This window comes from Alteromonas gracilis (assembly GCF_043642145.1).
Lineage (GTDB): Bacteria > Pseudomonadota > Gammaproteobacteria > Enterobacterales > Alteromonadaceae > Alteromonas > Alteromonas gracilis_B.
In genome coordinates this window covers 157171-182376 of the sequence record NZ_JBHZRZ010000009.1, presented here as the reverse complement: position 1 = coordinate 182376, position 25206 = coordinate 157171, and the positions used below count along the sequence as shown (strand labels likewise).

Genomic DNA, 25206 nt, shown 5'->3' with positions numbered 1-25206 from the left:
TGTGATTAAACGCGACGTTATAGTTATTGGCGCAGGTGCTGCAGGGCTTTTTTGTGCCGCACAAGCAGGCGCGCGCGGGCGCAGCGTTGAAGTGCTGGATCACGCTAAAAAAGTGGGGCGAAAAATTCTTATGTCTGGTGGGGGGCGCTGTAACTTCACCAACATGTATGCTGCGCCTGAAAACTTCCTTTCTCAAAACCCGCACTTTTGTAAGTCGGCGCTTAGCCGGTATACCCAGTGGGATTTTATCGGCTTAGTGGCTGAGTACGGCATTGCCTATCACGAGAAAACCCTTGGGCAATTATTTTGCGATGACAGTGCCAAAGACATTGTTGATTTGCTGCTTAAAGAGTGTGAAAAGGCGGGGGTAACCATTACCACGCGCTGTGAAATTTTAAGTGTAGAAAAGCTTGAGAGTGGGTACTTACTATCTACATCTAATGGCAATTACCAGTGTGAGTCACTAGTAATTGCCACAGGCGGATTAAGCATGCCAAAGCTGGGGGCCACCCCGTTTGGTTACAAAATTGCACAGCAGTTTGGCCTTAACGTGTTACCGACCCGCGCCGCGCTGGTACCTTTTACGCTACACGACAAAGACAAAGAGACCCTGGCTGAGCTTAGCGGTATTGCCGTGGACGTATACGCCACCTGTAACGACACTACGTTTAAAGAAGCCATGTTGTTCACCCATCGCGGTTTAAGCGGCCCTGCCATGCTGCAAATATCAAGCTACTGGGAAGCGGGCGACAGCCTAAGTATTAACACGCTTCCCAATGAAGACGCCACGGCACTGCTTCAAAGTGCTCGCAGCGACACACCTGACGCATTACTTGCCACTTGCCTTAACAAAGTGTTCCCCAAGCGCATGGTTCAAAGCTTTATCGAGTATCACAACTGGCGCAATGTGCCCGTTAAGCAGCTTTCGCATGCCGAATGTGATGCCATTGCTAATACGTTAGAAAACTGGCAAATAAAACCAAATGGTACTGAAGGTTATCGCACTGCAGAAGTGACCATTGGTGGCGTAGATACTAACGAGCTTTCATCTAAAACCATGATGGCCAAAAACGTCGAAGGCCTGTATTTTATTGGCGAAGTTGTCGATGTTACTGGCTGGTTGGGTGGCTTTAACTTCCAGTGGGCATGGAGCAGCGGCTGGGCAGCAGGGCAGGTGGTTTAGGTGATCTGAAGTAATTAAAGCGAAGATTACTTAAATTATAGTAAAGACAAACTATCTAACTCATTCTCATTAAAAAAAGGCTTCAGTCTGAAGCCTTTTTTAAAATTTTTAGTCACTTATTAAGCAACTTGTTTCTCATCTTTTTGTTCGACAATTCTTTTGAGGTTCAACAGCGCTTTCTCGATACGGTTTGCATCAAAAAAATCTTTACCTTGTGGAGAGCGACCAGGTTTCCTCATTGCTTTAGCATGCTCCTTAGAAGCACCTTTGATTCGTAAAGTCATAAACTTCTCCTTTAACTTAAGTACGTTGGACCAATTAGTTTTTTAAGAATTGGGACCCAAAGGTCTAGTACACTAAATACATTGTTTGATAAATCACCAGAATCGTCAAATATATCGAACTTATCTATTAATTTTACTTTGCAATCAACACATAAAACTGCGATTACATTGTCACGTGGACTTTCAATGTGACCAGAGCTCTCTACTGGTATAGCAAGAACGAAGCGTTCATCTTGTTTTTCTATATCATTCCAATCGAATTTATTTTCATTGTATGCATTGCAAACTATTTTGTCTTCATTTAACGAAAAGTGATGTTTAGGCGCTTCTTCGAAACCAGCTGAGTATAGTGAAATTATAGAGTTATTTGGTGTTGGTAGATATAAACTAACTCTAGTGTCAGTTGTACTATCACTTAAGATTGCTCCAATCTGCTCTTTAATATGAAATAGTACAGGAGTGTAAAGAGCTGGTGAGCCGTACATTAATTCGAGCTCATCTTGTACATCTCCATCAATACATTTGCTAAGTTTTATTAGCTCATTATTAGCCAATGCTTCATTGCAAGAGGCGTATCCAGATAAAAATGCAATTGTTCTTTTTTCTTGCGTTAAATCTATATCAAATGTCTCAATAGAATCATCAATTGCAATTGGAATATGGTAAACACCACGAATAACTTCAAGAATTAAGTTGTCACTTGCAGTAACCGAGGTGCTAATAATTGCTTCTACAAAAGATGACATGGATGTCATGACTTCAGTCTTTTTCTGATTTTTTACAACTATATCAAACGCTAGTGTTGGATAGTGCGTGCTTTGTACTTCAGAGTGGAATAAAAAACTTGGTAAATTAGAACTTAGTCCACCATCAACGAGCACTGCCGGAGAATCCAATCCTTCAAACTCTCCCACTAATGGCTCAAAGACAAAAGGGTAGCTTGTTGAAGCTCTTACCGCTTCAAGGACTGGCATATTGGGCGTGGACTCAAAAGAAAAAACAATACCTCTCTCCGTCGCTAAGTCTGAAGCGACGATCTTTAATGGTTTAATTTTGGGGCATTCTTCAGATAGAGAGTTTAAATCTTCGAAGGTGAATTCTTCTTTAAGATGAGGATATTTATGAAGAATTATACCACTTAACCTTTTTTCAACTGAGAGCCATCAGAAACGCCATATCTTGGAAATTGCTCTTGAAGCTTTTTAAGTTTTTTTAATGCCCCAATGACTTTAAACAAGTCTCTTTTTCTTGCGCTTAAAATAATATTTATGTTCGATGTCACTTGCTCTTTTGCACTATTTAGAGCAGTTCCTCGCTCTTCGAAAAATAAAGCAAAACTTTCATTAATTAAAATGTCTTCAATTGAATTAACATCAATGTTTTAAGAAGCCAGAAGAGCTACGATAGCCCCGGCTGATGTACCTCCGAAGCCGATAAAATCGACGTCGTTTTCCAAGGCTGCTTTATACGCTCCAGCTAAAGCGACACCTTTTACACCGCCGCCCTCAAAAACTCCATATGCTTTCAACTTTATTTCCCTCATAATTTTGAAATAGCAACTTTAGCAAGTTGTACAATCTAACATTCATTTTGCATTAAAGAATAAGAAGAAAATAGAATAAACGTCATTAAAATAGAAAGTTACCAATGTTCGCTTTAGTTTAAATACGCAGTTACAGCGAGGCCTATACCATGAAGAATTCCGGCGTAAATAGTTCTCGTTTTAATCATAGTGAATCAAGGTGTAAACCCTTCACATGATGTAAGTCTATCTCGCTCCAATCTTTTCACACTGCCAAAAAGTCGCTAAGGTGGATCGTAAAGGAATACCACTAAAGGAAAAGAAAATGCGCGACGAAAGAGATAGGACCAAGTTTATAAATGCGTGCAGAGAACAGCTGATAAGCCTGTACACCGCAAGCAAAGATGGGAAAAACGTTGACGCCGATAAATATCGAACGCAAGGGTTTATGCGTGCTGGAGAGCTAATGGGGCTCATCAGTAAAGAGCAAGGGCAGGCGCTTATTGCTGATTTACATGTTCAAGTATTCGGTGAAACCATAGATGAGCGGGCCACGCGAAAGCGTAAATTAGCCGCGTTAAAAGAGTCAGACCCCGACGCCTACATTGAAATTCCAGCGATAGAAAGACGTTAGCATGTTGAGCTAACACGCTCTAATACCAGATTATCATTTATTTGGCTTTTTAAAGGTGCTTTTAGATTTTTTAAACTAAACTGTAACAATTGAGCTCTTGGTACTAGTGAAGCACTTATCTTCATAAGTCAGCCGCATGTGAAAGTCTCTCTTTCTAAAAGCGCATGGCTACAGTTTCAGAAGGAAGTCTAGGTTATGGCAAGCAGTGTGTTGCTTATTTTATGTCGTTGCTTGATAGGCCTTCTTCTACTGCTAACCAGTGCGTATGCCTTTGCGGCGTGTTCTTCACAGCCAAATAGCAACGCGTCTTCTTCAACTAGTGTGACGCTAAAAGCGGGTTCACAGCGGCTTAGCCTCTACTGTGATGTAAGCTCGCCACATGTTTTATACTTTCCTCGTAATTACATACCCTACAATCAGCTGTACGACGCCGATATGCAAAAAATTCCTGCGCTGCCCGGCGCATTTAAATCGTACGTGATTGATGATACCCATAAACAGCTTTATTTAGATATTAGCTCGCAGGTAGAGCGACCTATATCCTTAACCGTAAGTTCGCTTGCTAATTTTCAGCAGTTTGAGTCAATTCACACGTTCACAATGAGCTTGTTTATTGGTTTTTGTTTAGCACTGTCCTTGTATGTGGGCATGCTTGGAACCAGCATGCGAAACTATGGTTTCTATTCATATAGCTTTTATGTGTTAAGCGCTGCTATTTTCTTTTCACTGCAAGAGGGGCTTTTGAATATAGCCTTTCCTCTAGTTACGATTTTTACAAATTTTAAGCTTCATTTATTGTTCGCAGGCATAACCGTGTTCGCCGGCGTGAAATTTCTTGATCATCTGCTCGATTTTAAAGCCTTGTTAAAAGGCTGGCTGCGTCAGTTAATATTAGGTTTGGCAAGCGCTGGGCTAGCGCTTTCTGTGATACAAATTATTCTGCCAAATTCAGATGCGGTGAGAGTAAATATTATGCTCAGTGCTATTACACTGATAACCATGAGCTTTACGCTATCTAGTTGTGTTTATGCGTCGTACCGTAAAGTGCATTGTTCTAATTTGGTGTTGGCTGGCATTGCGGTAATGGTAGTTTTGATGCTTTTCCGGCTAGTGTTCTTTGATGTTTCTAACTTCTTGTTCCAGTATGGCCTTGTTGTTGGCGTGACTATAGAAGCATTTATTTTTGCAATCGCAACATCTCGAAAAGTGAAAAAACTAGATGATGATAGACTCAATGCATTTAAACGCGCCTCTACGGATGCCTTGTGCAATGTGTTAAACCGCAGTGGATGGGAGGGAATAGCGCAGGGTCTGCTGTCTAATTACAATAAAGAAGGCGGCTACTTAACGCTCCTCTTTATCGATGTTGATAACTTTAAAGACATTAATGACCAATATGGACATCACTGCGGAGATAAAGTATTGCAAGTTATCGCAAAAATTTTACTTAGTCGGTGTAGAGAACAAGATGCGGTAGGCCGTCTTGGTGGAGACGAGTTTGTAATACTTAGTCACTGCTATAGTGAAGGGCAATCTGAACGCTTAGCCGCGCGCATCGAAGCAAGCTTGGTCGAGAGGGATATCAGAACAGATAATGCCGTTATTCCCGTTACAGCCAGTGTTGGAGCATATATCACCAACAGGCCTTGTAGAGATCTCACCACACTGCTGAATAAAGCTGATAAGCAGATGTATCGCGTTAAAGAGAAACATAAAAACGCAGAGTTAGCCTCTACGTAAGCTGTGTAGCCGCTATTTCAGCTGAACTTTTGCTATTTGCTTAACGGCTTTGGTTAAATCGTCCAAGGCCGCAGACTCTAACGTTGTCCAATGCCAAAATAGCGGAACTCCTAGCTCTTTTTTAGGAAACAGCGGTATTAAATCTCCCTCGTTAACTTCTTGCTCTACTTGCAGCGTGGGGAGCAGAGCCCATACCACGCCATCTAGCGCCATTTTGACAAATCCGTGAGAAGACGGATACCAATGGCAGGTGGTAAAAGTAGGGGCGATATTCAAACACTCTCTTTGATAATCGGTCAGCAGTGTTACGTCGTGTTCGTCGTACAGTAAGCCCGGCGTGTTCATGACCTTCTCAGCAGATATTCCTTTGAGAAGGTGCCGTTTAATAAAGCGAGGCGAGGCATAAAGCTGATATCGCATGGTGCCTAGTCTCACCGATTGCCCTCCTGTAACGGGCGTACCGGTTTGGCTAATGCAAGCCATGACTCGGCCCTGTTGAAGAATATCTCGTGTTTGCGTCTGATCGGCATTCACTATATGCACGGGGTTTGCTCGCTTATCGCTAAACGCTGCCATGACTTGTGAAAACCATGTTGCGAGCACGTCGTTATTTACCGCAACACTAATTGGAGCAGCCACTGCTTCTAAGCCGCTTTGAATATTCAGAGCTTCCTCTAAAACGCTCACTTTTTGAATGTGCGCAAGCAGTTCCTTACCTAAAGGCGTGGCGCGAAGAGGTTTGGTTCGCACCATCACTGGGCCGCCAACGCTTTTCTCTAAGCGCTTTATTTTTTGTGATACCGCTGATTGAGTAAGGTTAAGCGCTTGAGCGCCTTTTTCAAACCCGCCGTAGCGAAGCACTTCATAAAAACAGCGCAGTGCATCGTAATCCAACATTTTTTGCAGCCTGTGAAGAGAACGTTATAAATATTAATTTTGTTTATTTAAAACAAATATCATTAATTTAATTTATTCGCTCAAGGTGTATAAAATCAAGTCAATTCTTACCAATGTTATTGCTTAGCCAAAAATTAGGCGGCGGCATTAGCGTTGAAACTGTTTATTTATCCTAATTAAGAGGCATTTATCATGTTGGCGGCAGCAACGAGTGGTTTCGTGATGGGCGGTACCCTGATTATCGCAGTAGGCGCACAAAACAGCTTTCTAATTGAGCAGTCCATGAAACGACAGTGGACATCGCTGTTCGTATTACTGTTTATTCTAAGTGATGCCATTTCAATTAGTTTAGGTGCGATGGGTTTTGGCTTGCTGTTGCAGGAATACCCAATGTTGGTGACGGTTACAAAGTGGGCTGGCGTCGCATTTTTGCTGTGGATTGCATTTAACAAAATAAAGTCATCCTTGGCAAACGACACACTGGTACTTGAAATGGCGAAAAAGCAGTTGTCGTTTAAAAAGGCAATGCTAATTGCATTAGCAGTAACTTGGCTAAATCCGCACTTTTACTTAGATACTTTATTACTTATGGGCAACTTAGCCAGTCAATGGCAAGAGAATAAGTGGTGGTTTGTGGGCGGTGCAATTGGTGCCTCAATAGTATGGTTTATAGGCCTTAGCACGCTAACAGCACGCTTTGCACATCACATGCAGCGCCCTAATTTTTGGCGCTGGTTCAACCGTCTAAACGCGGCTGTATTGGGAATGGTGAGCATTCAGTTGGCCAGTTTGTAGCAAAAATTGCAGTTGCCAATTAGAACATTGAAGGCTCTAAAAAAGCCCGTTTGTTGAACACAAACGGGCTTTTAGTTTCTGACTAGTAGTAAATATTGGGCTTAGTGGTAACCAAGTTGGTTCTTAAGCTCTACCATAAAGGCGTCGATGCGCTCCGCGTTTTTGCCTAAATCGCTTTTTCCTACTCGTGATTTGCTGCGCACATCAACAAGCGTATCGTCACTTTTGGCAGTTAATCGAACAACTACGTCATCTTTAAAGCCAAACCAAGCTGTAGTATCTGTCGCTTCTAAGGTATTGGGTAATGCGCTTTCGCTTACACGCTCCCATCCCAATGCCTCAATGGCTTTTTCCGCTGCCATGTAAACTTCATTCACAGGTTGTGGAAGAAGTTGTGTTTTAATTTCAGGGTAGGCTTCAAGCTGCTGCTTCGTAACCTCGCCGCCTTCGTAAGCGACAGAGTTAGGCGCGCCTTCTCTAAGCGGCGCAATGGCGACAAATTCAGGTGGGTTCGTTACGTCAGTAGTGATATCGTGAATGGGAGGTACTGCACTTGCTTTACTCATCATGCTAACCGGCATGCCAACGGCAACTAAAGCCAGAACGGCACATAAAAAGGTGCTACCCCAACCCACGTTTTTTCGATTAATTAGAACCTGCAAAATAATCAGTATTAACGCCGCGCCGCCTACATACACGCCGAATCGTAGTGACGTAAACGCGGTGCCTAAGCTAACACCGGCATATTGATATAGCGGCCCGGGTAACACCACCATAAGAAAACCAACAATACTGGTTAGGGCAATGAGTGCTTTCAAGTGAACTCCAAATATTATTTTTGTAGGTTAATTATAACGTTCGTTGGAATATATTGGTTCAAATGAACGTTTTGTTCTTCATTGAATGTAACATAGAACTAAAATAGGGCATATATAGGATATAATTTTCTATTTATGCGAAATCTGACAGCACGGCATAGAACTCTGATAAATCCAAAGGTTTTCCGATAACAGCATCGAATCCACACGCTATATAAGTGGATTTATCTTCGGTCATAACGTTTGCTGTCAAAGCAAGAATAGGGACGTGCGGGCTAACAGATTTCATTATTTTGCACGCTTCTATTCCGTCTAGAACGGGCATCTGGATATCCATTAAAACAAGATCAAAGTCATTGTTTTTGAATGCATCTACGCCTTCCTGCCCGTTTTCAGCTGCGGTTGGCTCTGTGCCTAAGTCGCGAATAGCTTCGCTGATAACTAACATGTTGATTTCGTTGTCTTCAACAATAAGTACTTTTTTTTCTTTCAAAGTTATTGGTTCAATATCGCTCTGACCCACGCTCTCAAGTGCTAGCTCAGTGGTCTTGAGCGGTATGAATACGGAAAACTCGCTGCCCTTGTTGCGCTCGCTTTCAAGTGAGATATCACCATCCATCATGCTTACTAGCTGTTGAGTTATCGACATGCCTAAACCCGTTCCGCCAAATCTTCGAGTTATAGAGGTGTCCGCTTGTTCAAACCGATCAAAAAGCCTGTTTTGCTCGGCAGGTGTCATGCCAATTCCGCTATCTTTCACTTTAATCAGTATGCCTTCAGGGGCATTTGACTCAGAAACGGTTAGTACGACTTCGCCCTCATCGGTGAATTTAATGGCATTGCTTACCAGATTGTCGATAATTTGTTTAATTCTAACGGGGTCGCCTAACCATTCATCATGCTCGCACTCGTTGTAAAATAAAAATGCGATTCCCTTTGCGTGTGCGGTTATAGATACGTCGGTAAGCGCAACTTCCATAAGTTCTGAAAGACTAAATGGCACGGTTTCTATAGTGAGCTTACCCTCTTCAAGCTTTGATATATCAAGAATGTCGTTAACAATGGAGTTAAGGGAACGTACTGAATAAATAGCTCGGTCTAACAGGCTCTTGCCTTTCTCAGTGCTGAGTTCTTTGTTTAAAAGCTGAAGTGTGCCAAAAACGCCATTGAGTGGCGTTCTTATCTCATGGCTCATGTTTGCCAAGAACGTACTCTTTACTTTGGCATGCTTTTCACTTTGCTCTTTGGCTTGTTCTAAAGCTGATAAAGAGTCAGTAATACTGCGCGACATCTCGTTGAGTGTTAAAGAGAGCTGTTCCACCTCTTCGCTTGACTTATCAATGTGAAAACCGGTGTTCTTCTTTTCGGTATAAATAACGGCTTTTTGAGTGAGTTTCTTGATGGGGTTTATTATTCGAAATTTAAAAATTACAGCGGTGGTAAAAACAATAGCTGTCAGAAGGAGTGCCGCAAAGGCCACGCCATAAAATTGATAGCGTTTAGCCTCTTCATGCTTGTCTTTTCTAATTGAAAGCAACGCTCGTTCCGTTGCTTTAAACTGTGCCAGCTTCCCCCTGATATCTTCCATTAATGCCTGGCCAATATCGCTTTTTACCACTGCCAAAGCGCTGTTTACTTCTCCTTGTTCAGCTAAATCTATGGTTTGTTGAAGTTCAGTTAATTTTTTCGATATCAACTCACCAAGCTCTTCTAAGAGCTGTTGATGTTGTTGGTTATCGCTTGTTTTTGTCTTAAGCGCAGTCAGTTGCTTAGTTACGTTGGCTTTGCCAAGAAGGTATGGTGCAAGGTATCGCTTGTCTAATGTGAGTAAATAGCCTCGTTGGCCCGTTTCCGCGTTTTGAATGCTAGTGAAAACCTGATGACTAAGATCTAGCACTTCGTGAGTATGTGTTACCCACACTTCTCTTTCGTTACTGGCTTGGCGACCAAATAAAAAGACACTGAGATTGATAATAAGCACGCCAATACTTAGCAGTAAGTAAGAGTTAAGCGTTCTGCTCAAATTAATTCTAGAATCCATGAAGTTTAGTGCTTACTTAGCTTTGTCTTTTGAATTTTAATAAGATAGTAGTAGACGGTTTTTCATGAGTAAAGGTGACACAAGGAGGCAAATTGAGAGAACGCGACTCATTTATAGAGGCAGTAATTGACACCCTCTATCTTAATAGAGACCTTCTTGAAAAAGGGGTGAGCGAGTACGGCCTTATTGAGTTTTTGCAAAAACCTTCAATTGGTTTGCTTGAAAAAAACTGTCTAAAGCAAACGCATTCTATGTTTGCAGTGCATTTTTTGCTTTTTCACTGCCTTTATCAGCTACAAGATATTTATCGAAGAGAGTTAGTAGGTGAGCTTGAAATACATGCCTTGAAGATAAAGTTGGTTAGGAAAGTAGAACCTTCGAATAACACTGACACAGTTTTAGACTCTCGCTCAGATTTGAGAGAAGCAGACAAACTAGCGCAGTACTATCTAGACCTAGAGAACTTAAACGTTACGGAAGACGATGTAGAAAAAATGCTGGAGGGTTTTTGGCAGCGTTTTGCTGGGTTGCCCTGTACATTCGATGAACAAAGCATAGAAGAGGCGTTGCATACCTTAGCGCTAAAGCGTGACATTGATTTCTCTGAACTACAATTAAAGCGTTCCTACAAAAAAGCGCTGTTAACGGCACACCCCGATAAAGGGGGCTCTCAACAAAAGGCGCAGTCTGTTATTCGCGCCTACCAGCTGCTCCAGCGTTACTATTCGTTTAAATGAAGCCAATGGTTGTGTGTAATTTTGCTTTCTTCACGCTATGGACAAAAGGTTCGGTGATTGACCGACAACATCTGTAATTTCAACTACATTCGCTTTTATTTTTATCTATACGTGCGCACAATATGACCTATAAGGGCATATATTCGTATAAACGAATGCTCAATCACGACACATCACTACAGATCAACATTGTTAAAAGCCTACATAGGCTTTCTATGATTCGGCATATTGAAAAGTAAAAAGCTTTACTGTTGTTTTGAAGTTGCAGAGCAAAGGCCGTGTTCTGTGAAAAGTTATTGGGAAATAGAGAATTTATGAGTCGCATTTTTTATGTTACCGCTGCATTGATTGCACTGATGGGTGTTGTTGGATGCTCAAACGAAAGTGAGCAATCACAGCAAGGCGCGAAGCAGGGTATGCCTGCGCCATCCGTTTCTGTAATCACGCTACAACAGAAACCTGTAGTACATGAAATGGTGTTGCCCGGCCGCGTAAGTCCGTCTCGTCAGTCACAAGTACGCCCTCAGGTTGATGGCGTAATCACTGAGCGTTTGTTTGAAGAAGGTGCGCACGTTGAAAAAGGCCAGCAGCTTTATCAAATCGACGAAGCCCGCTATTTAGCACAGTTGAACAGTGCGAAAGCAGATTTAAAAAGTGCACAAGCAAACTTAAAAACGTTGGAAGCTAAAGCCCGTCGTTATGATGATCTAGTGGCGCAAAATGCAGTAAGTAAGCAGGAATACGACGACGTAATCGCGCAAAAAGAACAAGCACAAGCTGCAATTAGTGTGGCAGAAGCCGCGGTAGATGTAGCAAAAGTTAATATGGGCTACACCAAAGTGTATGCGCCTATTGGCGGTCGCATTAGTCGCTCTTATGTAACGGAAGGTACGCTTGTTACCACAAACCAAGCGCAGCAGTTAGCAACCATCACGCAGCTAGACCCTGTTTTTATCGACATGCAGGAATCTGGTGCATCAATTATCACCTTACGCCAGTCAATGAGAAGCCAAGGCTCGATGGATGTTGAATTAACGGTGGATGAAGTAACAGGCAAGCGTTACGACCAGACCGGAAGCGTAAAGTTTTCTGAAGTAACGGTAGATGAATCAACAGGCTCTGTCACCCTTCGTGCAGAAATGCCCAATCCTGAAGGCGTGCTTCTTCCTGGGCTTTTTGTTAAGGGCCACGTGATAACTGGTCGCGAGAACGCATTGCTAGTGCCTCAGCGCGCAACTACCCGCCAGCCAAATGGTTCGCTGTCGGTGTACGTGGTTAATCAGAACAACGAAGTGGAAGGCAGAACACTAGAAATTGGAAAGATTTATCGCGATCAGTACGTGGTGCTAAGTGGCGTAAGTGAGGGCGAAAAAGTGATTGTAACGGGCTATCAAAAAGTGAAGCCTGGCGCGAAAGTCAATCCGTCTGAATGGCAACCATCATCACGCGGCTCACGCTAGCAAGCAAGGGATTTAGTTAATATGGCTCGTTTCTTTATAGACAGGCCCGTGTTTGCATGGGTGCTAGCAATTATCACTATGATGGCGGGTGTACTGGCTATCACGTCACTGCCTATTGAGCAGTATCCCAAGGTGGCTCCGCCTTCTGTCACCATTTCTGCATCGTACCCTGGTGCATCAGCAGAAACCGTTGAAAACTCTGTTACACAGGTGATTGAGCAAAGCCTTACTGGCATTGACAACTTGCGGTATTTCTCGGCAAGCAGCTCAAATAGCAGTATGTCGATAACGCTAACATTTGAACCTGGCGCCGACCCAGACATTGCGCAGGTACAAACGCAGAACAAAGTGCAAAGCGCGTTGCCCTTGCTTCCCACTCAAGTGCAGCAACAAGGGGTAACCGTTACCAAAGCCAACAGTGCGTTTGCATTGGCAGTGGGATTTTATTCCGAAGACGACTCGATGACGCAGTACGACCTGAGTGACTTGCTCGTTTCCCAGTTTCGCGACCCAATCTCCCGCGTAAACGGTGTTGGTAATGTGCGTGTTTTCGGTGCGCAGCGTTCAATGCGCATTTGGTTAGACCCAGACAAACTGTACAGCTACAACCTTACGCCCACTGACGTTCAAGGGGCAGTGCAAGTACAAAATACCGATGTGTCTGCGGGGCAATTAGGTGGTATGCCCGCCATTGAAAACCAGCAAATAAACGCAACAATTCAAGCCCAAAGTCGTCTTCAAACCGTTGAAGATTTCGAGAACATTGTACTTCGTGTAAACACCGATGGTTCACAGGTTCGCGTGCGCGATGTAGCCAGAGTAGAGTTGGGCGCACAAAGCTACGATGTAATTGTTCGCTACGACCGCAAACCTGCATCTGGTATGGCGATTAGCTTAGCCTCTGGTGCAAACGCGTTAGACACCATCAAAGCGGTGAAAGCCCGAGTTGAAGAGCTGCGCGCTAATTTACCCGATACGGTAAAAGTGGTTTACCCGGTTGATAGCTCGCCATTTATCGAGTTATCTATCGAGTCGGTAGTACATACGTTAATTGAAGCCGTAGTTTTGGTTTTCTTGGTTATGCTGCTGTTCCTTCAAAATTGGCGTGCCACCTTAATTCCTACCATTGCTGTTCCCGTTGTATTGTTGGGTACGTTCGCCGTGTTACTGGCATTTGGTTTTAGTATTAACGTGCTAACCATGTTTGCGATGGTGCTCGCTATCGGTCTACTGGTAGATGACGCCATCGTGGTGGTAGAGAACGTTGAACGTATAATGGAAGAGGAAGGGTTGTCGCCAGCTGAAGCCACTAAAAAGTCGATGACTCAGATCACAGGGGCGCTTGTCGGTATAGCTGCTGTGCTTTCAACGGTATTTATTCCCATGGCCTTCTTTAGCGGTTCTGCGGGCGCTATTTACCGTCAGTTCTCAATAACGATTGTGTCGGCTATGGCATTTTCGGTATTGGTCGCTATTGTTCTTTCTCCGTCATTGTGCGCCACGCTACTGAAAAAGCACCCTGAAGACCATGACAAAAACAAAGGTTTTTTCGGCTGGTTTAACCGTACTTTTAATAAAGGCCGCGACCGCTATCAAAAAACCACAACCCACATGGCGAAACGCTTCAAGCGATACTTCGTGGTATACGGTTTATTGGTTGGAGGAATGGCGTTTATTTTCAATCAACTTCCCGGTGCATTCCTACCAGATGAAGATCAAGGCCGTATGATGGTGCTGGTTAGCACCCCACCAGGCGCAACCGCTGGGCGTACCCTTGAGTCTATTAAACAGGTTGAAGATTACATTCTTGAGGAAGAACAAGAAGCGGTGAACGGCATGTTCGCGGTAGTAGGCTTTAGCTTTGCAGGGCAAGCGCAAAACGCGGGCATGGCGTTTTTAAACTTTAACGACTGGAGCGTACGCGATGAAAGCAACTCTGCGTTCGCAGTAATGGGCCGAGCATTTGGTGCTTTCAGCCAAATTCAAGATGCTTCTGCCTTTCCTATTGTGCCACCGCCAATTATGGAATTAGGTAACGCGACCGGTTTTGATATGCAGTTGGTAGACCGTGGTGGTAATGGTCATGAAGCGCTAATGAATGCGCGTAACCAGCTTTTAGGAATGGCAGCACAAAACCCAAAACTGGCTGGTGTTCGCCCCAACGGGTTAAGCGATGTACCGCAGTTTAAAATTAACATTGATAGCGAGAAAGCATCGGCACTTGGCTTGAATTTAAGTGAGATTAACAACGCGCTTCAAATAGCGTGGGGTTCTAGCTACGTAAACGACTTCATTGATAAAGGCCGCATTAAGCGTGTTTACATGCAGGCAGATCTGCCTCACCGTATGACGCCAGAAGACTTAGACAAATGGTTTGTTCGAAACAGCGACGGTGAAATGGTGGCCTTTAACACCTTCTCTACCACTGAATGGGTTTACGGTTCGCCTAAATTAGAGCGTTTTAACGGTGTATCTTCGGTAAATATTCAAGGTAGTGCCGCTGAAGGTGTTTCGTCTGGCGAAGCAATGGCAGAAATGAAGAAGTTGGTTGAGCAACTGCCCCCAGGGTTTGCCATTGAATGGGCAGGGTTGTCTTATGAAGAGCAGGAAGCCGGCTCGCAAGCGCCCATGCTTTATACGCTTTCAGTATTAATTGTCTTCCTTTGCTTGGCTGCACTGTACGAGAGTTGGTCTGTACCTTTCGCCGTCATGTTAGTGGTGCCTTTGGGTATACTGGGCTCAGTAACTGCCGCATTTATTTTTAACCTGCCCAACGACGTTTACTTACAGGTAGCGTTTTTGACAACCGTGGGTTTGGCGGCGAAAAACGCCATTCTTATTGTTGAGTTCGCCAAAGAACAATATGAAAACGGCGAAGACTTGATGACGGCAGTTTCAAATGCTGCTTCTCAGCGTTTTCGCCCCATCTTAATGACGTCGATGGCGTTTATCTTAGGGGTTACACCGTTGGCGCTAGCAAGCGGTGCAGGTGCAGCCAGCCAAAATGCGATAGGTATTGCGGTAATGGGTGGCATGTTCGCGGCTACATTCTTAGCTATCTTCTTTGTACCTATGTTTTATGTAGTAGTTGAAAAACTCTTTCACAGGGAAGACAAGTAACGAGCAAGTGCGCTAAAGTGGGAGAAAACTATCATTTTTGAATAGGGATATTGGTAATGACTACCGTTGTTTTTTCCCACGGTAAAGAAAGCGGTCCATGGGGAAGTAAAATAACAACGCTTTCTAATGTAGCGAACGATATGGGTTTTGGCGTTGAGAGTATTGACTATCAAGATCTCGACTGCCCCGAAGCACGTTTGGTGCGCCTTAAAGAAACCATAGCAGAAAAGTGCAATGACGTTGTTTTGGTTGGGTCTAGCATGGGGGGCTATGTGTCATTGGCCGCCGCAAGTCAAATCTCGGCCAGAGGCGTGTTTCTTATGGCCCCGGCGCTATATTTGCCAAACTATAAAATTCAGCGCTTTCCCTACGACGGCTATGTCAGCTTGGTGCATGGCTGGAATGACGACGTTGTCCCTATTGAAAATAGCTTAAAGTATGCGCGGCATCAAAAAGCCCAACTGTTATTGCTTAACGACGGTCACCGTTTAGCAAACAGCAAGTCAGTAATTTCGCCATTTTTCAGGAATTGGTTAGAAAAGTTTCGATACTAACGCGTGCTTGCCAAGCAGTTGCCTACGACCAATCGCTTATAACTCACTTGCACGCGAATGCAGGAAAGCCACTGATTTTATGGCATGATGAAGTCATTGCTAAAAACAGGGCCGATGGAAATGACATCTAGTTTACCGCAAGCTCCACAATGGTCGTCGTTGATAAAGTCTGGTTGCCGCGTCTTTGTTGGCGGAAATGCTGCAGTACCACATGCGTTAGTGCAACACCTCATTGATAACAGCGACGGTTTTAGTGATATCGAGCTGGTGCATATGTTGGCTTTGGGCGATACCCGCTGGGTAAGAGACGAGTATAAGAACCTCTTTAAAGCGAACACTTTCTTTATTGGTGGCGAAGCCATGCGCAAAGCTGTCGATGAAGGGCGCGCCGACTATACGCCTGTTTTCCTGTCAGAAATTTCAAGCTTGTTCAGCGATGGCACGTTAGCACTCGATGCCGCATTAGTGAATGTCAGCCCTCCAGATGAATTTGGCTATTGCTCGTTAGGTCCTGCCGTAGACATTGCCATGTCGGCAATTAGGCAAAGCAAGAAAGTTATTGCGCAAATTAACCCGCAAGTGCCAAGAACTGCTGGGCACTCTTACATTCATATCAGCGAAATCACTGCCTGTATCGAGGCCGAAGAGCCGCTGGTAGAAGTTGCACCTCCGCCTATCGATTCGGTTGCGGAACGAATTGGACAGTATGTATCTATGCTGGTGGATGATGGCGCAACGCTGCAGTTTGGTATTGGAAAAATACCCAGCGCCACGTTGAAGTATTTATGCAATCACAAAGACTTAGGTATTCATAGCGAGATGCTTACCGATAGCATTATTGAGCTATTAGAGTCGGGTGCCATTACCAATAGAAAGAAAACCTTTCATCCAAGAAAAATTGTCACCAGTTTCGCCATTGGTACTCGGCAATTATATAACTTGATAGACAATAACCCACACATTGAGTTTTACCCAAGTAGCTACGTCAACAAGCCCACTAATATAGCGAAGAATGACAACATGGTTGCCATAAACAGCGCGCTAGAAGTGGATTTAACTGGGCAAGTGGTGGCCGATTCGTTGGGCTATGACTTTTACAGTGGTATAGGCGGGCAGGTAGATTTTGTCACTGGCGCCTCTATCAGCAAAGGCGGGAAAGCCATTATCGCGCTGCCGTCCACCGCGAAAAATGAAACTATCTCCCGAATCACTCCGCGTATAAGCGAAGGTGCAGGCGTAGTGACCTCGCGCGGCAATGTACAGTATGTGGTGACCGAATACGGCATTGCGTCGCTTAAAGGGAAGAGCATTCGAGAACGAGCGCTTGAGCTTATTCGTGTTGCGCACCCAAAATTTCGGGCAAGCCTACTTGAAGAAGTGAGGCAGCACTATTGGGTGCCCCATTATCAAGAAAAGTATCCAACTGACATCCCTGAACTGGGTGCTATTCAGCTTAAAAAACTCAACATTCAAGGCGAGACGTTCTACATGCGTCCTTTGAACCCCGCAGATGAACGGCGTTTGCAAGAGTTCTTCTATTCCCATACTAAGGAAACGTTAAGACTTCGCTATAACTACGACCCCAAACAAATGTCGCGTGAAAAGTCGTGTAATTTAGTGTCGGTAGATCAAAGCTCAGATGCAGCCTTGTGCATTGTCAGGCAAGAGGGCTCTCGCATTACTATTCACGCAGTCGGGCGGTTTTACTTCAACCCCAATGATAATACCTGTGAAGCGGCATTTGTTACTCGAGAAACGCAGCAAGGCAAAGGCATGGCAAGTCGTTTGTTAAACGAGCTTATCAACGTTGCGAAAAAAAGAGGCATTGCCAAGATGATGGCTTATGTTCGCGGCGACAACAGCCCAATGATTGCCATATTTGAGCAAGCGCAATTCAAAAGGAAGTTCACTGGCGACCCCAGTGACATAGAGTTAGTACTGGATGTGGCATCACTCTCATGACAATCAGAATATTCCGCGGTAAACACGGCACGAAACACGATTTAGGTAAAGAGCACCCCGAGTCACCAGACCGTTTATTTGCCATAGATGACCAACTGCTGTCTTCAGGGCTGGATATGGTGTGTGAGCACGCCGACGCTACGCCTATCGCTGAAGCGTATCTTAAATTGGCCCACGACCCTTACTATGTAAAAAGTGTTTTCGAGCAAGCAGCGCAATCAATTTTTAGCGATCACGAAAAAACACTGTATTCAGAAAACAAAGATAACGTAGCTTGGTTAGATGAAGATACAGGCTTAATGCGCCACAGTTTAAATGCTGCGCTAGAGTCGGCAGGAGCAGGGTGTAACGCCGTTGATTGGGTAATGCAAGGCGATGACAGACAAGCGTTTTGCGCAACCAGGCCACCAGGGCATCATGCAACATACGACAGCGCAATGGGCTTTTGTATTTTTAATAACATTGTTATAGCAGCGCGTTATGCGCTTCAAAACTACGAGCTAAAGCGCGTTGCCATTATTGATTTTGACGTGCATCACGGTAACGGTACCGAACACATTGTGGCTGGCGACCAGCGCATCATGCTGTGCAGCAGCTTTCAGCACCCGTTTTATCCTCATAGCGGCTCCCCCGTTTTGGCCAGTAATATTCTATCGGTACCATTAGAGGCAGGAGCCACGGGGGAAGTGTTTCGAGAAAAAGTACAGCACTGGTTTAACGCGTTGCGCAACTTTCAACCCGAACTTATTTTCATCTCAGCAGGGTTCGACGCCCACGCGGAAGATCCTATGGCGCACTTACGTTTAGTTGAGGATGACTATTTTTGGATTAGCCAACAGTTGCGCGCCGTTGCCGATGAATGCTGCCAAAGTCGCATCGTAAGCATGCTGGAAGGTGGCTATAACTTAAGTGCGCTGGGGCGAAGTGTGGTGTCGCACCTTAAAGGCATGAGCCGTCCTATTGAACCAGCCCAGTAAGCGCGGTGTTACTGCTAGCTCGCACTGTGGTTAATTAGGCTGACCGGGCAGTCAGCGCCCTTGCGCCAACAGCGCACCAGTTTTTATGTTTCTTAGGCCAGCCACGTGCTAAGCATGTAAAGACCCGCGCCCAACATGGCAAGGTTTTCGGTAAGTGAAATAAAACCAAGAGGAAGGTCTGAATTACCGCCAACGCAGGCGCATTTAAGCTCTCGCTTATCAACATATACGGCTTTTATCACTGACACTGCCCCTATGCCGCCAATAAAGATAGAAACTGGCGATACCAACAGCGCGGGCAACCCTGCAAGCATACCAAGGCCAGCAAACGCTTCTGCAAAAGGGTAAATATAAGCGTACCTAACATGCTTCATCGCTAGAAGGTCATAAGTAATAAACTGGTTCGAAAAAGCCACAATGTCTTGTAACTTTTGTAGTGCGAGTATCACCATGGTGATACCGATAAAGTTCATTATAAATGTCTCAAGCCCCGCTGGTAGAGCGCCTTTTAGCATAAGTGCAATTACCATGAGTGCGGCTAAGGAAAAAATCACAATGATGGGGGTATAGCGCGACCCAAATTCACTTTCTTGTTTCAAATTGAAGTAATCTCTCAAGTCGTCATAACCGCCAATACGCTTGTCATCTATAAAGGTTTGCGGCGTGGTTTTAACATTGTGTTTTTCTTTAAATGCGTCAGTTTCACTGCGGTTTGATAGGTGATGATCGTCAACGTTATAGCCCTTTCTCTCTAGCAAGTCTTTTGATTTAAGCCCGAAAGGACAGATGTGATCGGGGGTGACCATGCGATATAGCGTCGCGCGTTTAGACATGTTGGACTCCTTGTAAACCTTTCCCAAAGCGGTTAGAGATGCGCAAAATATACTCAGTTTTTCCCAGGTTTTAGTAAGATTACGATGTACAAAGATGGGTTACATAATTTGTGCCAGCGATCTAGCAGAAGCAACCTGTCGCGTCAGTATTGATAACCGCACCATTATAAGGAAGCTGGTTGGTATAGCCTACAACCTGCTTAACAAGGTTTTTACCTGTGAAACAGCCGTACCCGGTAGCGTAAGGGCCTAAATAACGAAGTTGATTTTGCTTGTCTAAGACTATAAGCGCGGGCACTGCGTCAAGTATAGCGCCAAGCTCAGGTACGTCCTCTATATTCAGGCTAGCCTGATGAAAATCATTTCCCAGTCGCTTTATAAGCTGAGTTTGGTGTGGCGTTGTAAGTGTTTCACAGTAGCAGCGCGACTTACTGCTAACGTGAATAACAGACCCTGCATCAATGTTCTGCTCTTTTAACAGTGCAACGAGCGACGCGTCAAAGTCAGGTGCTGTGGTGCGGTGAAGTAATTCACCATTGGGGTCGAAAGCTGAAAGCTGGCGTTGCCCATAAACCAATAGGGCGGTGAGTAAACTTACCGCCCACAGCACAAGGAGTAGCCAGCTGGTCTTTTTTTGCATTTGGCAACAATCTCGCAGTATCTAGCTGAAGCCTTGCGGTTACAGCTTAAAGCGTTCAATGGCACTGCGCATACGCTGAGATATCTGCGACAACACTTCAACCTCACCAGCTAGAGACTCAGCGGTAGCAAGTTCTTCAGAAGTAAATTCGCTTAAGCGCGCCGTGCTTTGCGCAATAGACGATGACGCTGATTCTTGCTCGATGGCAGAGGTGGCTATTTCCGTCATACTTTCACTGGCTTCGCGAATTTGCTGCATAATGTTTGTCATTGCAGACGTTGAGTTATTGCTAGACACTACCGCTTCATCAACCAGTTCAATACAGGTGTGCATCTGCTCAACCGAGCTGGCGGTTTGTGAAACCAGCTGTTCAGTAATACTGGTTATCTGGTCGGCACTTTCTTTCGAACGAATAGCCAAGGTGCGCACTTCGTCTGCGACGACTGCAAATCCGCGTCCGTGCTCGCCGGCTCGCGCAGACTCAATGGCAGCATTCAATGCCAGTAAATTCGTTTGCTCGGCAACAGCGGTAATAGAGCGCATAGCATCAGAGATATGCGAACACTGCTCGTTCAACGCTTTATTTGTTTTAGACGCTTCATTTAATGTATTGCGCAAAGAATCAATAGTACGGCTAGTATTTGAAATAGAATCGCGCGTGGTTTGTGATGAATTTTGTGCCTCAGATGCCTTGTCACTTGCAAGCGTGGTTTGCTCGGTTGCCAGCTGCATGGTTTGTGCAATTTCTTCCGATGACGCCGACACCATAGCAATTTCTTGGTCGGTGTTTTTGCTTATTTCAAACATGTTGTTTGCCGCCAGCTCCATCTTATCGCAGCCTCTTACCACTTCGTCTGTAAGGTTTGAAGCAAGTTCAATCAACGATTTGACCTGTGCGATAAGTTCGGCAAACGGTCTTACTATTTTGTGTGTACGGTTAAGTTCAACAGATAAGTCAAGTTTGCCGTCGCTTTTTTGCATGGCATCGATAGCCATACGAAGCTCGGCCGCACCTGCACCTTCTTGGTGGCTTTGCTTTGCCATGTACATAAGCACGCCACCTTCCGATAGCGCGAATGCGGCGTGCATGAGCAAGATAGGGAAGGTGACATGGCCTTCCTCAAATATAAACAGTGGTGCGCCGCCCGCTTGTAAGAAGAAAAATGAAATGTGATGAACGGCAACAACGGCTGTACCTGTAGCTACTATTTTCCAGTCTCTGAAGCACGAGAGAAACGCTAAGAGAACAAAAATTTCAAAATGCACTTCAATCAACCCGAAGGACTGGTGAATATGCAGTGCTGCGAGTAGCTGCACGCCTATTGCCATGGCGTGACGGCTTATTGCTGAATACGGATTTTGCAAACTTAATACCAAGGGCACCACGGCCATGGGGATGCCAAGTATAAAAGCCGGCAGAAGCTCGCCTGTAAATAGGCCAATGCCGATAGCTGCAAGTAGTTGAATGATAAGTACGACACGGAAGATTTTATGACCTTCAAGGAGCCAAGGATACTGCATGCCAATCTCCATCAAGTATTTAGGGCAAAGTGTAGGTTAAAAGTATGGGCTGTGCTAATTTCGCGTAGTTTACGTGCGCTGGTTTTTTGCGCTATTTAACTTTCGTCTAAAAATAGCCACTGTGTACAAAGATTAATGCGACGAGGATCACAAACATGCCAGCTATAGCTTTCCTATCTACCGACAATCTCGAAGGGTTCTTTGTTTACGACGAACTCTTGATCCCCCACTTCAATGATTGCGGATGGAATGTGGAAACAGTGTCTTGGCATAGCAATTCGGTAAACTGGGATAAGTTTGACTATGTAATAGTGCGAAGCACATGGGATTATCAACAACACGCTAAGGCTTTTTTAGCTTGCTTAGATAGAATTGAAGCGTCGCGTGCAACCTTGCTTAATTCACTAGTGCTAATAAAATGGAACATAGAAAAATACTATCTTAGAGACTTAGAAAAAAAAGGTGTAGCCACTGTAGATACGATGTGGGGAGATACTTTTTATAACGCTGTTATAGAAGAGGCATTTTCGTATTTTAATTGTGATTCGGTAGTTGTCAAGCCTGTGCTTAGCGCCAATGCCGACGATACTTTTAAGCTTTCAAAGGCCTCGTGGAAAGACAAGCAGCAAATACTTTCTGATACCTTCAAGCAACGTAACTTTATGATACAACCCTTTTTAAACAGTGTTGTTGAAGAAGGGGAATATTCACTGTTCTATTTTAATGGGACATTTAGCCATGCCATAAAAAAGGTGCCGCAACAAGGGGATTTCCGCGTTCAAGAAGAGCACGGAGGAAGCTTACATACTGTTGAAATAGACGGTGCACAACAAGCCATTGCAAAGCAGGCGCTTGCCGCTATGCCTTGCAAAGCGCTTTACGCTCGTGTGGATTTAGTGAGGCAAAACGATGACTGGGCAATTATGGAGCTTGAGCTAATAGAGCCTTCTTTGTATTTCAATTTAGATGAACAGTCTGCGCTTCGTTTTGTAGAAGCGCTAGTGACGCTGCACGAGGCTAAGCGTTAGGCCTCACAATTAACGTATTTGCGAGGCCTTTTCCCGATAAAGATTATGCTCCAGCTTAACGCTTACAGCCTGACACAATGAGAGCACGTTTGTGTCATCCCATGTGCAACAATGCTAGTAGCTATTCGCCTTTGAAACACGCCGCTCAATGCGAGAGACCTGACGTTGAGATTTATCACTTCGGGTCTGCTTCACTGTTCTTGTTGAGTTTGCTCGAACTTTACCTGCTGAAAGGTCGCCTGCCCGCTCAACGCGCTTTGGCTTGCTGTTAAACTGTGAATACTCCCGTTTTTGCGGGCTTGTTTTTTCAATACGCTTTTTGCTGTAATCATGCTTAGGCGCACGCGAAATACGGGCCTTTTGTTCACCATGTTGAATGGATTTCGAGGTCGACGATACCTTCGATTGATTTGTACGCTGAAGCTGCTTTAACGTATTTTCTTTCGTTGGGCGACTGTTTCTAACTACCGTTTGATTGCGCTTTAGCGCGTGCTCAATAGATTGCTTGCGCTTTACCGTACCTTGTGTGTTTTGTAGTCGGTTTTCTCGAAGCGGTGTCACCTCTTTGCGTGCAATAGTTCGCGATGTCTTAACGCGATTAACTGAGTCAACGCGATGAGGCGATGAGCTTGAAAGCGTTGTACGTTTAGTTAAACCCTGCGATGCACGGGTAACACCAACATGTTCATAGCGCGCCGGTGCACTATGAATGACACGGTTAGAATAGCGAGCACGGCGATGCACGCTGCTGTGCTCCCAGCGTCGGTAGTCTCTGCTAATCACCCGTTTTCTAGGGCTGCCGTGATAGTAGCGGCGAACAGGCTCGCGATGAATGACCACATGGCGATTATGCCAATGCACGCTGCCAAAAAAGAAGAACGTAGACAGACGAATTCTGGGTGACCAGAAAACATTACTATGGTGGTGGTAGCTTACGTGATGGCGCCAGTGCACAGGTGTTGATGCGTGCCACCAATGCCCGTAAACGATGTGGGGGTCATAATAGGGAACATACACCACTTCCCGTTGGCGAGGCTCTATGTAGATAATCTCTCTGCTGCGCTCACGCTCTCTTTCCACTTCAATGTAATCGTTTGTCACTAAGTTACCTGTATTAAGCGCGTGTTGGCGCAGTACCTGTACACGGTCAAGCACGCGGCTTTGATCAATCAGTACGTTGTCGCCAAGTTGTTGTAACCATTGAAGGTCGTTAGCCATGGTATTGAGTAAATCAGTGAATGACGCCAATGCTTTTACGCTTGCGTCCCACTGAACATTGGCCAAGGCGTTTTCGACTTGCTCAGGTGTTAAATGTTTATTGCTTTGCCGCCAGCGATCGGCTGAAACAACATCTAAAGGGTAAGTAGCAGCAATTAAAATGTGCGTGAGCAGTGTGTCAGGATATAGCGCGATTGGCGCTAGCACACTATCTAACTCGGCATCAGAATACTGGCCTGTTGAGGTAGAAACTTGTGTGACGTTGCTTGTAGACTGCGCGACAGCAGGCAGAGCCGCTGAAGTCGAAAGAGCAATAATCACTGATAAGGTTATGTTTTTCATACATTCTCCTTACATTGCAATGCAGCACAGTAGCCGCATTTCGTGCGCAATGTGGTAAGTCTGTGTACGTTATAACCAAATCATGATTAACCGAAGCTGAATAGAAAACGCCCACGGTAGCGTGGGCGTTTTCGACAATTTAGGGGAAAGATTGATTTAAAATCACTCACTTCAATACATGTGGGTCGAAGGCGTGACCAAGCTTCTCGGTTTTAGTCTTTAGGTAATGCTTGTTGTCTTTCGTAATACCGTGATCAATAGGCTTTCTTGCAACAACATCAATGCCGAGCGCCTTTAATGCCGCTAACTTTTTCGGGTTGTTGGTCATTAGCTCTACATGCTTCACGTTTAACGTATCGAGCATTAATTTGCAGATATCGTAGCTTCTAAGGTCTGCATCAAAACCAAGGTGTTCGTTAGCTTCAACGGTATCCATGCCGCTATCTTGAAGGTTGTAAGCGCGAATTTTGTTTAAAAGACCAATACCTCGACCTTCCTGGCGCAAATAAAGCAATACACCATGGCCATTATCGACAATATTTTGCATGGCTTTTTCTAACTGAAAACCACAGTCACAGCGCGTGCTAAATAAAGAATCACCGGTTAAGCATTCTGAATGAATACGAATTGGAACCACGTCATCTTCTTTCCACTCTCCGTAAGAAAGTGCAACGTGCTCTTGCCCGCTGGCTTCTACAAAACCGTGTATTTTAAAATCACCCATTCGTGTGGGTAATTTTGCGGTACTGACATATTCGTATTTAGGCTGTTTGCTACTCATGTTACTTCTACACTTTGGACAGTAGGCAATAAGTGGGGATGACTTCTCTTTTTGCAAGTATACCATTTTATTATACGCGAGTTGACGCTCGAGCTATCACTTTTTTCATAGCGTTTGTA

The 25206-nt window shown here is 44.7% G+C and carries 22 protein-coding genes; 11 read left to right on the top strand and 11 right to left on the bottom strand.

The genetic code is table 11. The annotated features are described in order from the left end of the window. Position 1 precedes the first annotated feature (1 nt). On the top strand, positions 2-1183 hold the full coding sequence (locus tag ACHUFN_RS16185) for a BaiN/RdsA family NAD(P)/FAD-dependent oxidoreductase (protein ID WP_394223491.1): 1182 nt from the start codon (positions 2-4) through the stop codon (positions 1181-1183). A 119-nt stretch (positions 1184-1302) separates the two neighbouring features. Here ACHUFN_RS16185 and ACHUFN_RS16180 read toward each other — a convergent pair whose 3' ends face one another. The 3 genes from ACHUFN_RS16180 to ACHUFN_RS16170 all read right to left on the bottom strand — a co-directional run bounded on the left by ACHUFN_RS16180 (position 1303) and on the right by ACHUFN_RS16170 (position 2995). Then, entirely contained in the window at positions 1303-1467 is a 165-nt protein-coding gene (locus ACHUFN_RS16180; protein ID WP_394223489.1) for a hypothetical protein, read from the bottom strand. Positions 1468-1478: 11 nt separating this feature from the next. Continuing rightward, on the bottom strand, positions 1479-2597 hold the full coding sequence (locus ACHUFN_RS16175) for a patatin-like phospholipase family protein (RefSeq protein WP_394223522.1): 1119 nt from the start codon (positions 2595-2597) through the stop codon (positions 1479-1481). A gap of 251 nt (positions 2598-2848) precedes the next feature. Next, a complete protein-coding gene (locus ACHUFN_RS16170; protein WP_394223487.1) occupies positions 2849-2995 on the bottom strand; it encodes a patatin-like phospholipase family protein in 147 nt (48 codons plus the stop codon). 319 nt (positions 2996-3314) lie between these two features. Between ACHUFN_RS16170 and ACHUFN_RS16165 the strand changes: the two genes are divergently transcribed. Both ACHUFN_RS16165 and ACHUFN_RS16160 read left to right on the top strand, forming a co-directional pair. Then, complete coding sequence (locus ACHUFN_RS16165; RefSeq protein ID WP_394223485.1) at positions 3315-3623, top strand: hypothetical protein; 309 nt, start codon at positions 3315-3317, stop codon at positions 3621-3623. Between the two features lie 195 nt (positions 3624-3818). Beyond that, positions 3819-5363 carry a GGDEF domain-containing protein gene (locus ACHUFN_RS16160; RefSeq protein WP_394223483.1) on the top strand — a complete coding sequence of 515 codons (1545 nt, stop codon included), beginning with the start codon at positions 3819-3821 and terminating at the stop codon, positions 5361-5363. A gap of 12 nt (positions 5364-5375) precedes the next feature. Here the strand turns inward: ACHUFN_RS16160 and ACHUFN_RS16155 are convergent, their stop codons facing one another. Then, positions 5376-6260 (bottom strand): ArgP/LysG family DNA-binding transcriptional regulator, encoded by an 885-nt coding sequence (locus ACHUFN_RS16155; RefSeq protein WP_394223481.1) that lies wholly within the window; start codon positions 6258-6260, stop codon positions 5376-5378. 192 nt (positions 6261-6452) lie between these two features. Here ACHUFN_RS16155 and ACHUFN_RS16150 point away from each other — a divergent pair, with 192 nt between their 5' ends. After that, complete coding sequence (locus ACHUFN_RS16150; RefSeq protein ID WP_394223479.1) at positions 6453-7055, top strand: LysE/ArgO family amino acid transporter; 603 nt, start codon at positions 6453-6455, stop codon at positions 7053-7055. 101 nt (positions 7056-7156) lie between these two features. Here ACHUFN_RS16150 and ACHUFN_RS16145 read toward each other — a convergent pair whose 3' ends face one another. Both ACHUFN_RS16145 and ACHUFN_RS16140 read right to left on the bottom strand, forming a co-directional pair. Beyond that, positions 7157-7873, bottom strand: coding sequence for a DUF1499 domain-containing protein (locus ACHUFN_RS16145; protein ID WP_394223477.1), 717 nt, complete (start codon positions 7871-7873; stop codon positions 7157-7159). A 133-nt stretch (positions 7874-8006) separates the two neighbouring features. Next, positions 8007-9914 carry a CHASE3 domain-containing protein gene (locus ACHUFN_RS16140; RefSeq protein WP_394223475.1) on the bottom strand — a complete coding sequence of 636 codons (1908 nt, stop codon included), beginning with the start codon at positions 9912-9914 and terminating at the stop codon, positions 8007-8009. A 92-nt stretch (positions 9915-10006) separates the two neighbouring features. Here ACHUFN_RS16140 and ACHUFN_RS16135 point away from each other — a divergent pair, with 92 nt between their 5' ends. The 6 genes from ACHUFN_RS16135 (at position 10007) to ACHUFN_RS16110 (ending at position 18724) form a co-directional block, all read left to right on the top strand. Further along, positions 10007-10651 carry a DNA-J related domain-containing protein gene (locus ACHUFN_RS16135; RefSeq protein ID WP_394223473.1) on the top strand — a complete coding sequence of 215 codons (645 nt, stop codon included), beginning with the start codon at positions 10007-10009 and terminating at the stop codon, positions 10649-10651. A 314-nt stretch (positions 10652-10965) separates the two neighbouring features. Beyond that, positions 10966-12111, top strand: coding sequence for an efflux RND transporter periplasmic adaptor subunit (locus ACHUFN_RS16130; protein ID WP_394223471.1), 1146 nt, complete (start codon positions 10966-10968; stop codon positions 12109-12111). Between the two features lie 21 nt (positions 12112-12132). Next, a complete protein-coding gene (locus ACHUFN_RS16125) occupies positions 12133-15231 on the top strand; it encodes an efflux RND transporter permease subunit (RefSeq protein ID WP_394223469.1) in 3099 nt (1032 codons plus the stop codon). A gap of 56 nt (positions 15232-15287) precedes the next feature. Next, the gene (locus tag ACHUFN_RS16120) at positions 15288-15785 is read left to right on the top strand and encodes a YqiA/YcfP family alpha/beta fold hydrolase (RefSeq protein WP_394223468.1); all 498 of its coding nucleotides are present in this window, start codon (positions 15288-15290) and stop codon (positions 15783-15785) included. 120 nt (positions 15786-15905) lie between these two features. Continuing rightward, a complete protein-coding gene (locus ACHUFN_RS16115; protein ID WP_394223520.1) occupies positions 15906-17747 on the top strand; it encodes a GNAT family N-acetyltransferase in 1842 nt (613 codons plus the stop codon). Beyond that, on the top strand, positions 17744-18724 hold the full coding sequence (locus tag ACHUFN_RS16110) for a histone deacetylase family protein (RefSeq protein WP_394223466.1): 981 nt from the start codon (positions 17744-17746) through the stop codon (positions 18722-18724). Before ACHUFN_RS16115 ends, ACHUFN_RS16110 begins: the two co-directional genes overlap by 4 nt. Positions 18725-18816: 92 nt before the next feature. Here the strand turns inward: ACHUFN_RS16110 and ACHUFN_RS16105 are convergent, their stop codons facing one another. The 3 genes from ACHUFN_RS16105 to ACHUFN_RS16095 form a co-directional block, all read right to left on the bottom strand. Beyond that, a complete protein-coding gene (locus tag ACHUFN_RS16105; RefSeq protein WP_394223465.1) occupies positions 18817-19557 on the bottom strand; it encodes a MauE/DoxX family redox-associated membrane protein in 741 nt (246 codons plus the stop codon). 121 nt (positions 19558-19678) lie between these two features. Further along, a complete protein-coding gene (locus tag ACHUFN_RS16100; RefSeq protein WP_394223464.1) occupies positions 19679-20197 on the bottom strand; it encodes a DUF6436 domain-containing protein in 519 nt (172 codons plus the stop codon). 39 nt (positions 20198-20236) lie between these two features. Continuing rightward, a complete protein-coding gene (locus tag ACHUFN_RS16095) occupies positions 20237-21718 on the bottom strand; it encodes a methyl-accepting chemotaxis protein (protein ID WP_394223463.1) in 1482 nt (493 codons plus the stop codon). Between the two features lie 155 nt (positions 21719-21873). On the opposite strand from ACHUFN_RS16095, the gene ACHUFN_RS16090 reads away from it, so the two are divergent. Beyond that, positions 21874-22746, top strand: a complete 873-nt coding sequence (locus tag ACHUFN_RS16090; RefSeq protein WP_394223461.1) for an ATP-grasp domain-containing protein — start codon at positions 21874-21876, stop codon at positions 22744-22746. A gap of 114 nt (positions 22747-22860) precedes the next feature. Here ACHUFN_RS16090 and ACHUFN_RS16085 read toward each other — a convergent pair whose 3' ends face one another. Both ACHUFN_RS16085 and ribA read right to left on the bottom strand, forming a co-directional pair. Beyond that, positions 22861-24306, bottom strand: coding sequence for a DUF3300 domain-containing protein (locus ACHUFN_RS16085; RefSeq protein ID WP_394223459.1), 1446 nt, complete (start codon positions 24304-24306; stop codon positions 22861-22863). A 166-nt stretch (positions 24307-24472) separates the two neighbouring features. Continuing rightward, entirely contained in the window at positions 24473-25087 is a 615-nt protein-coding gene (gene ribA, locus ACHUFN_RS16080) for a GTP cyclohydrolase II (RefSeq protein WP_334058690.1), read from the bottom strand. Positions 25088-25206: the final 119 nt, after the last annotated feature.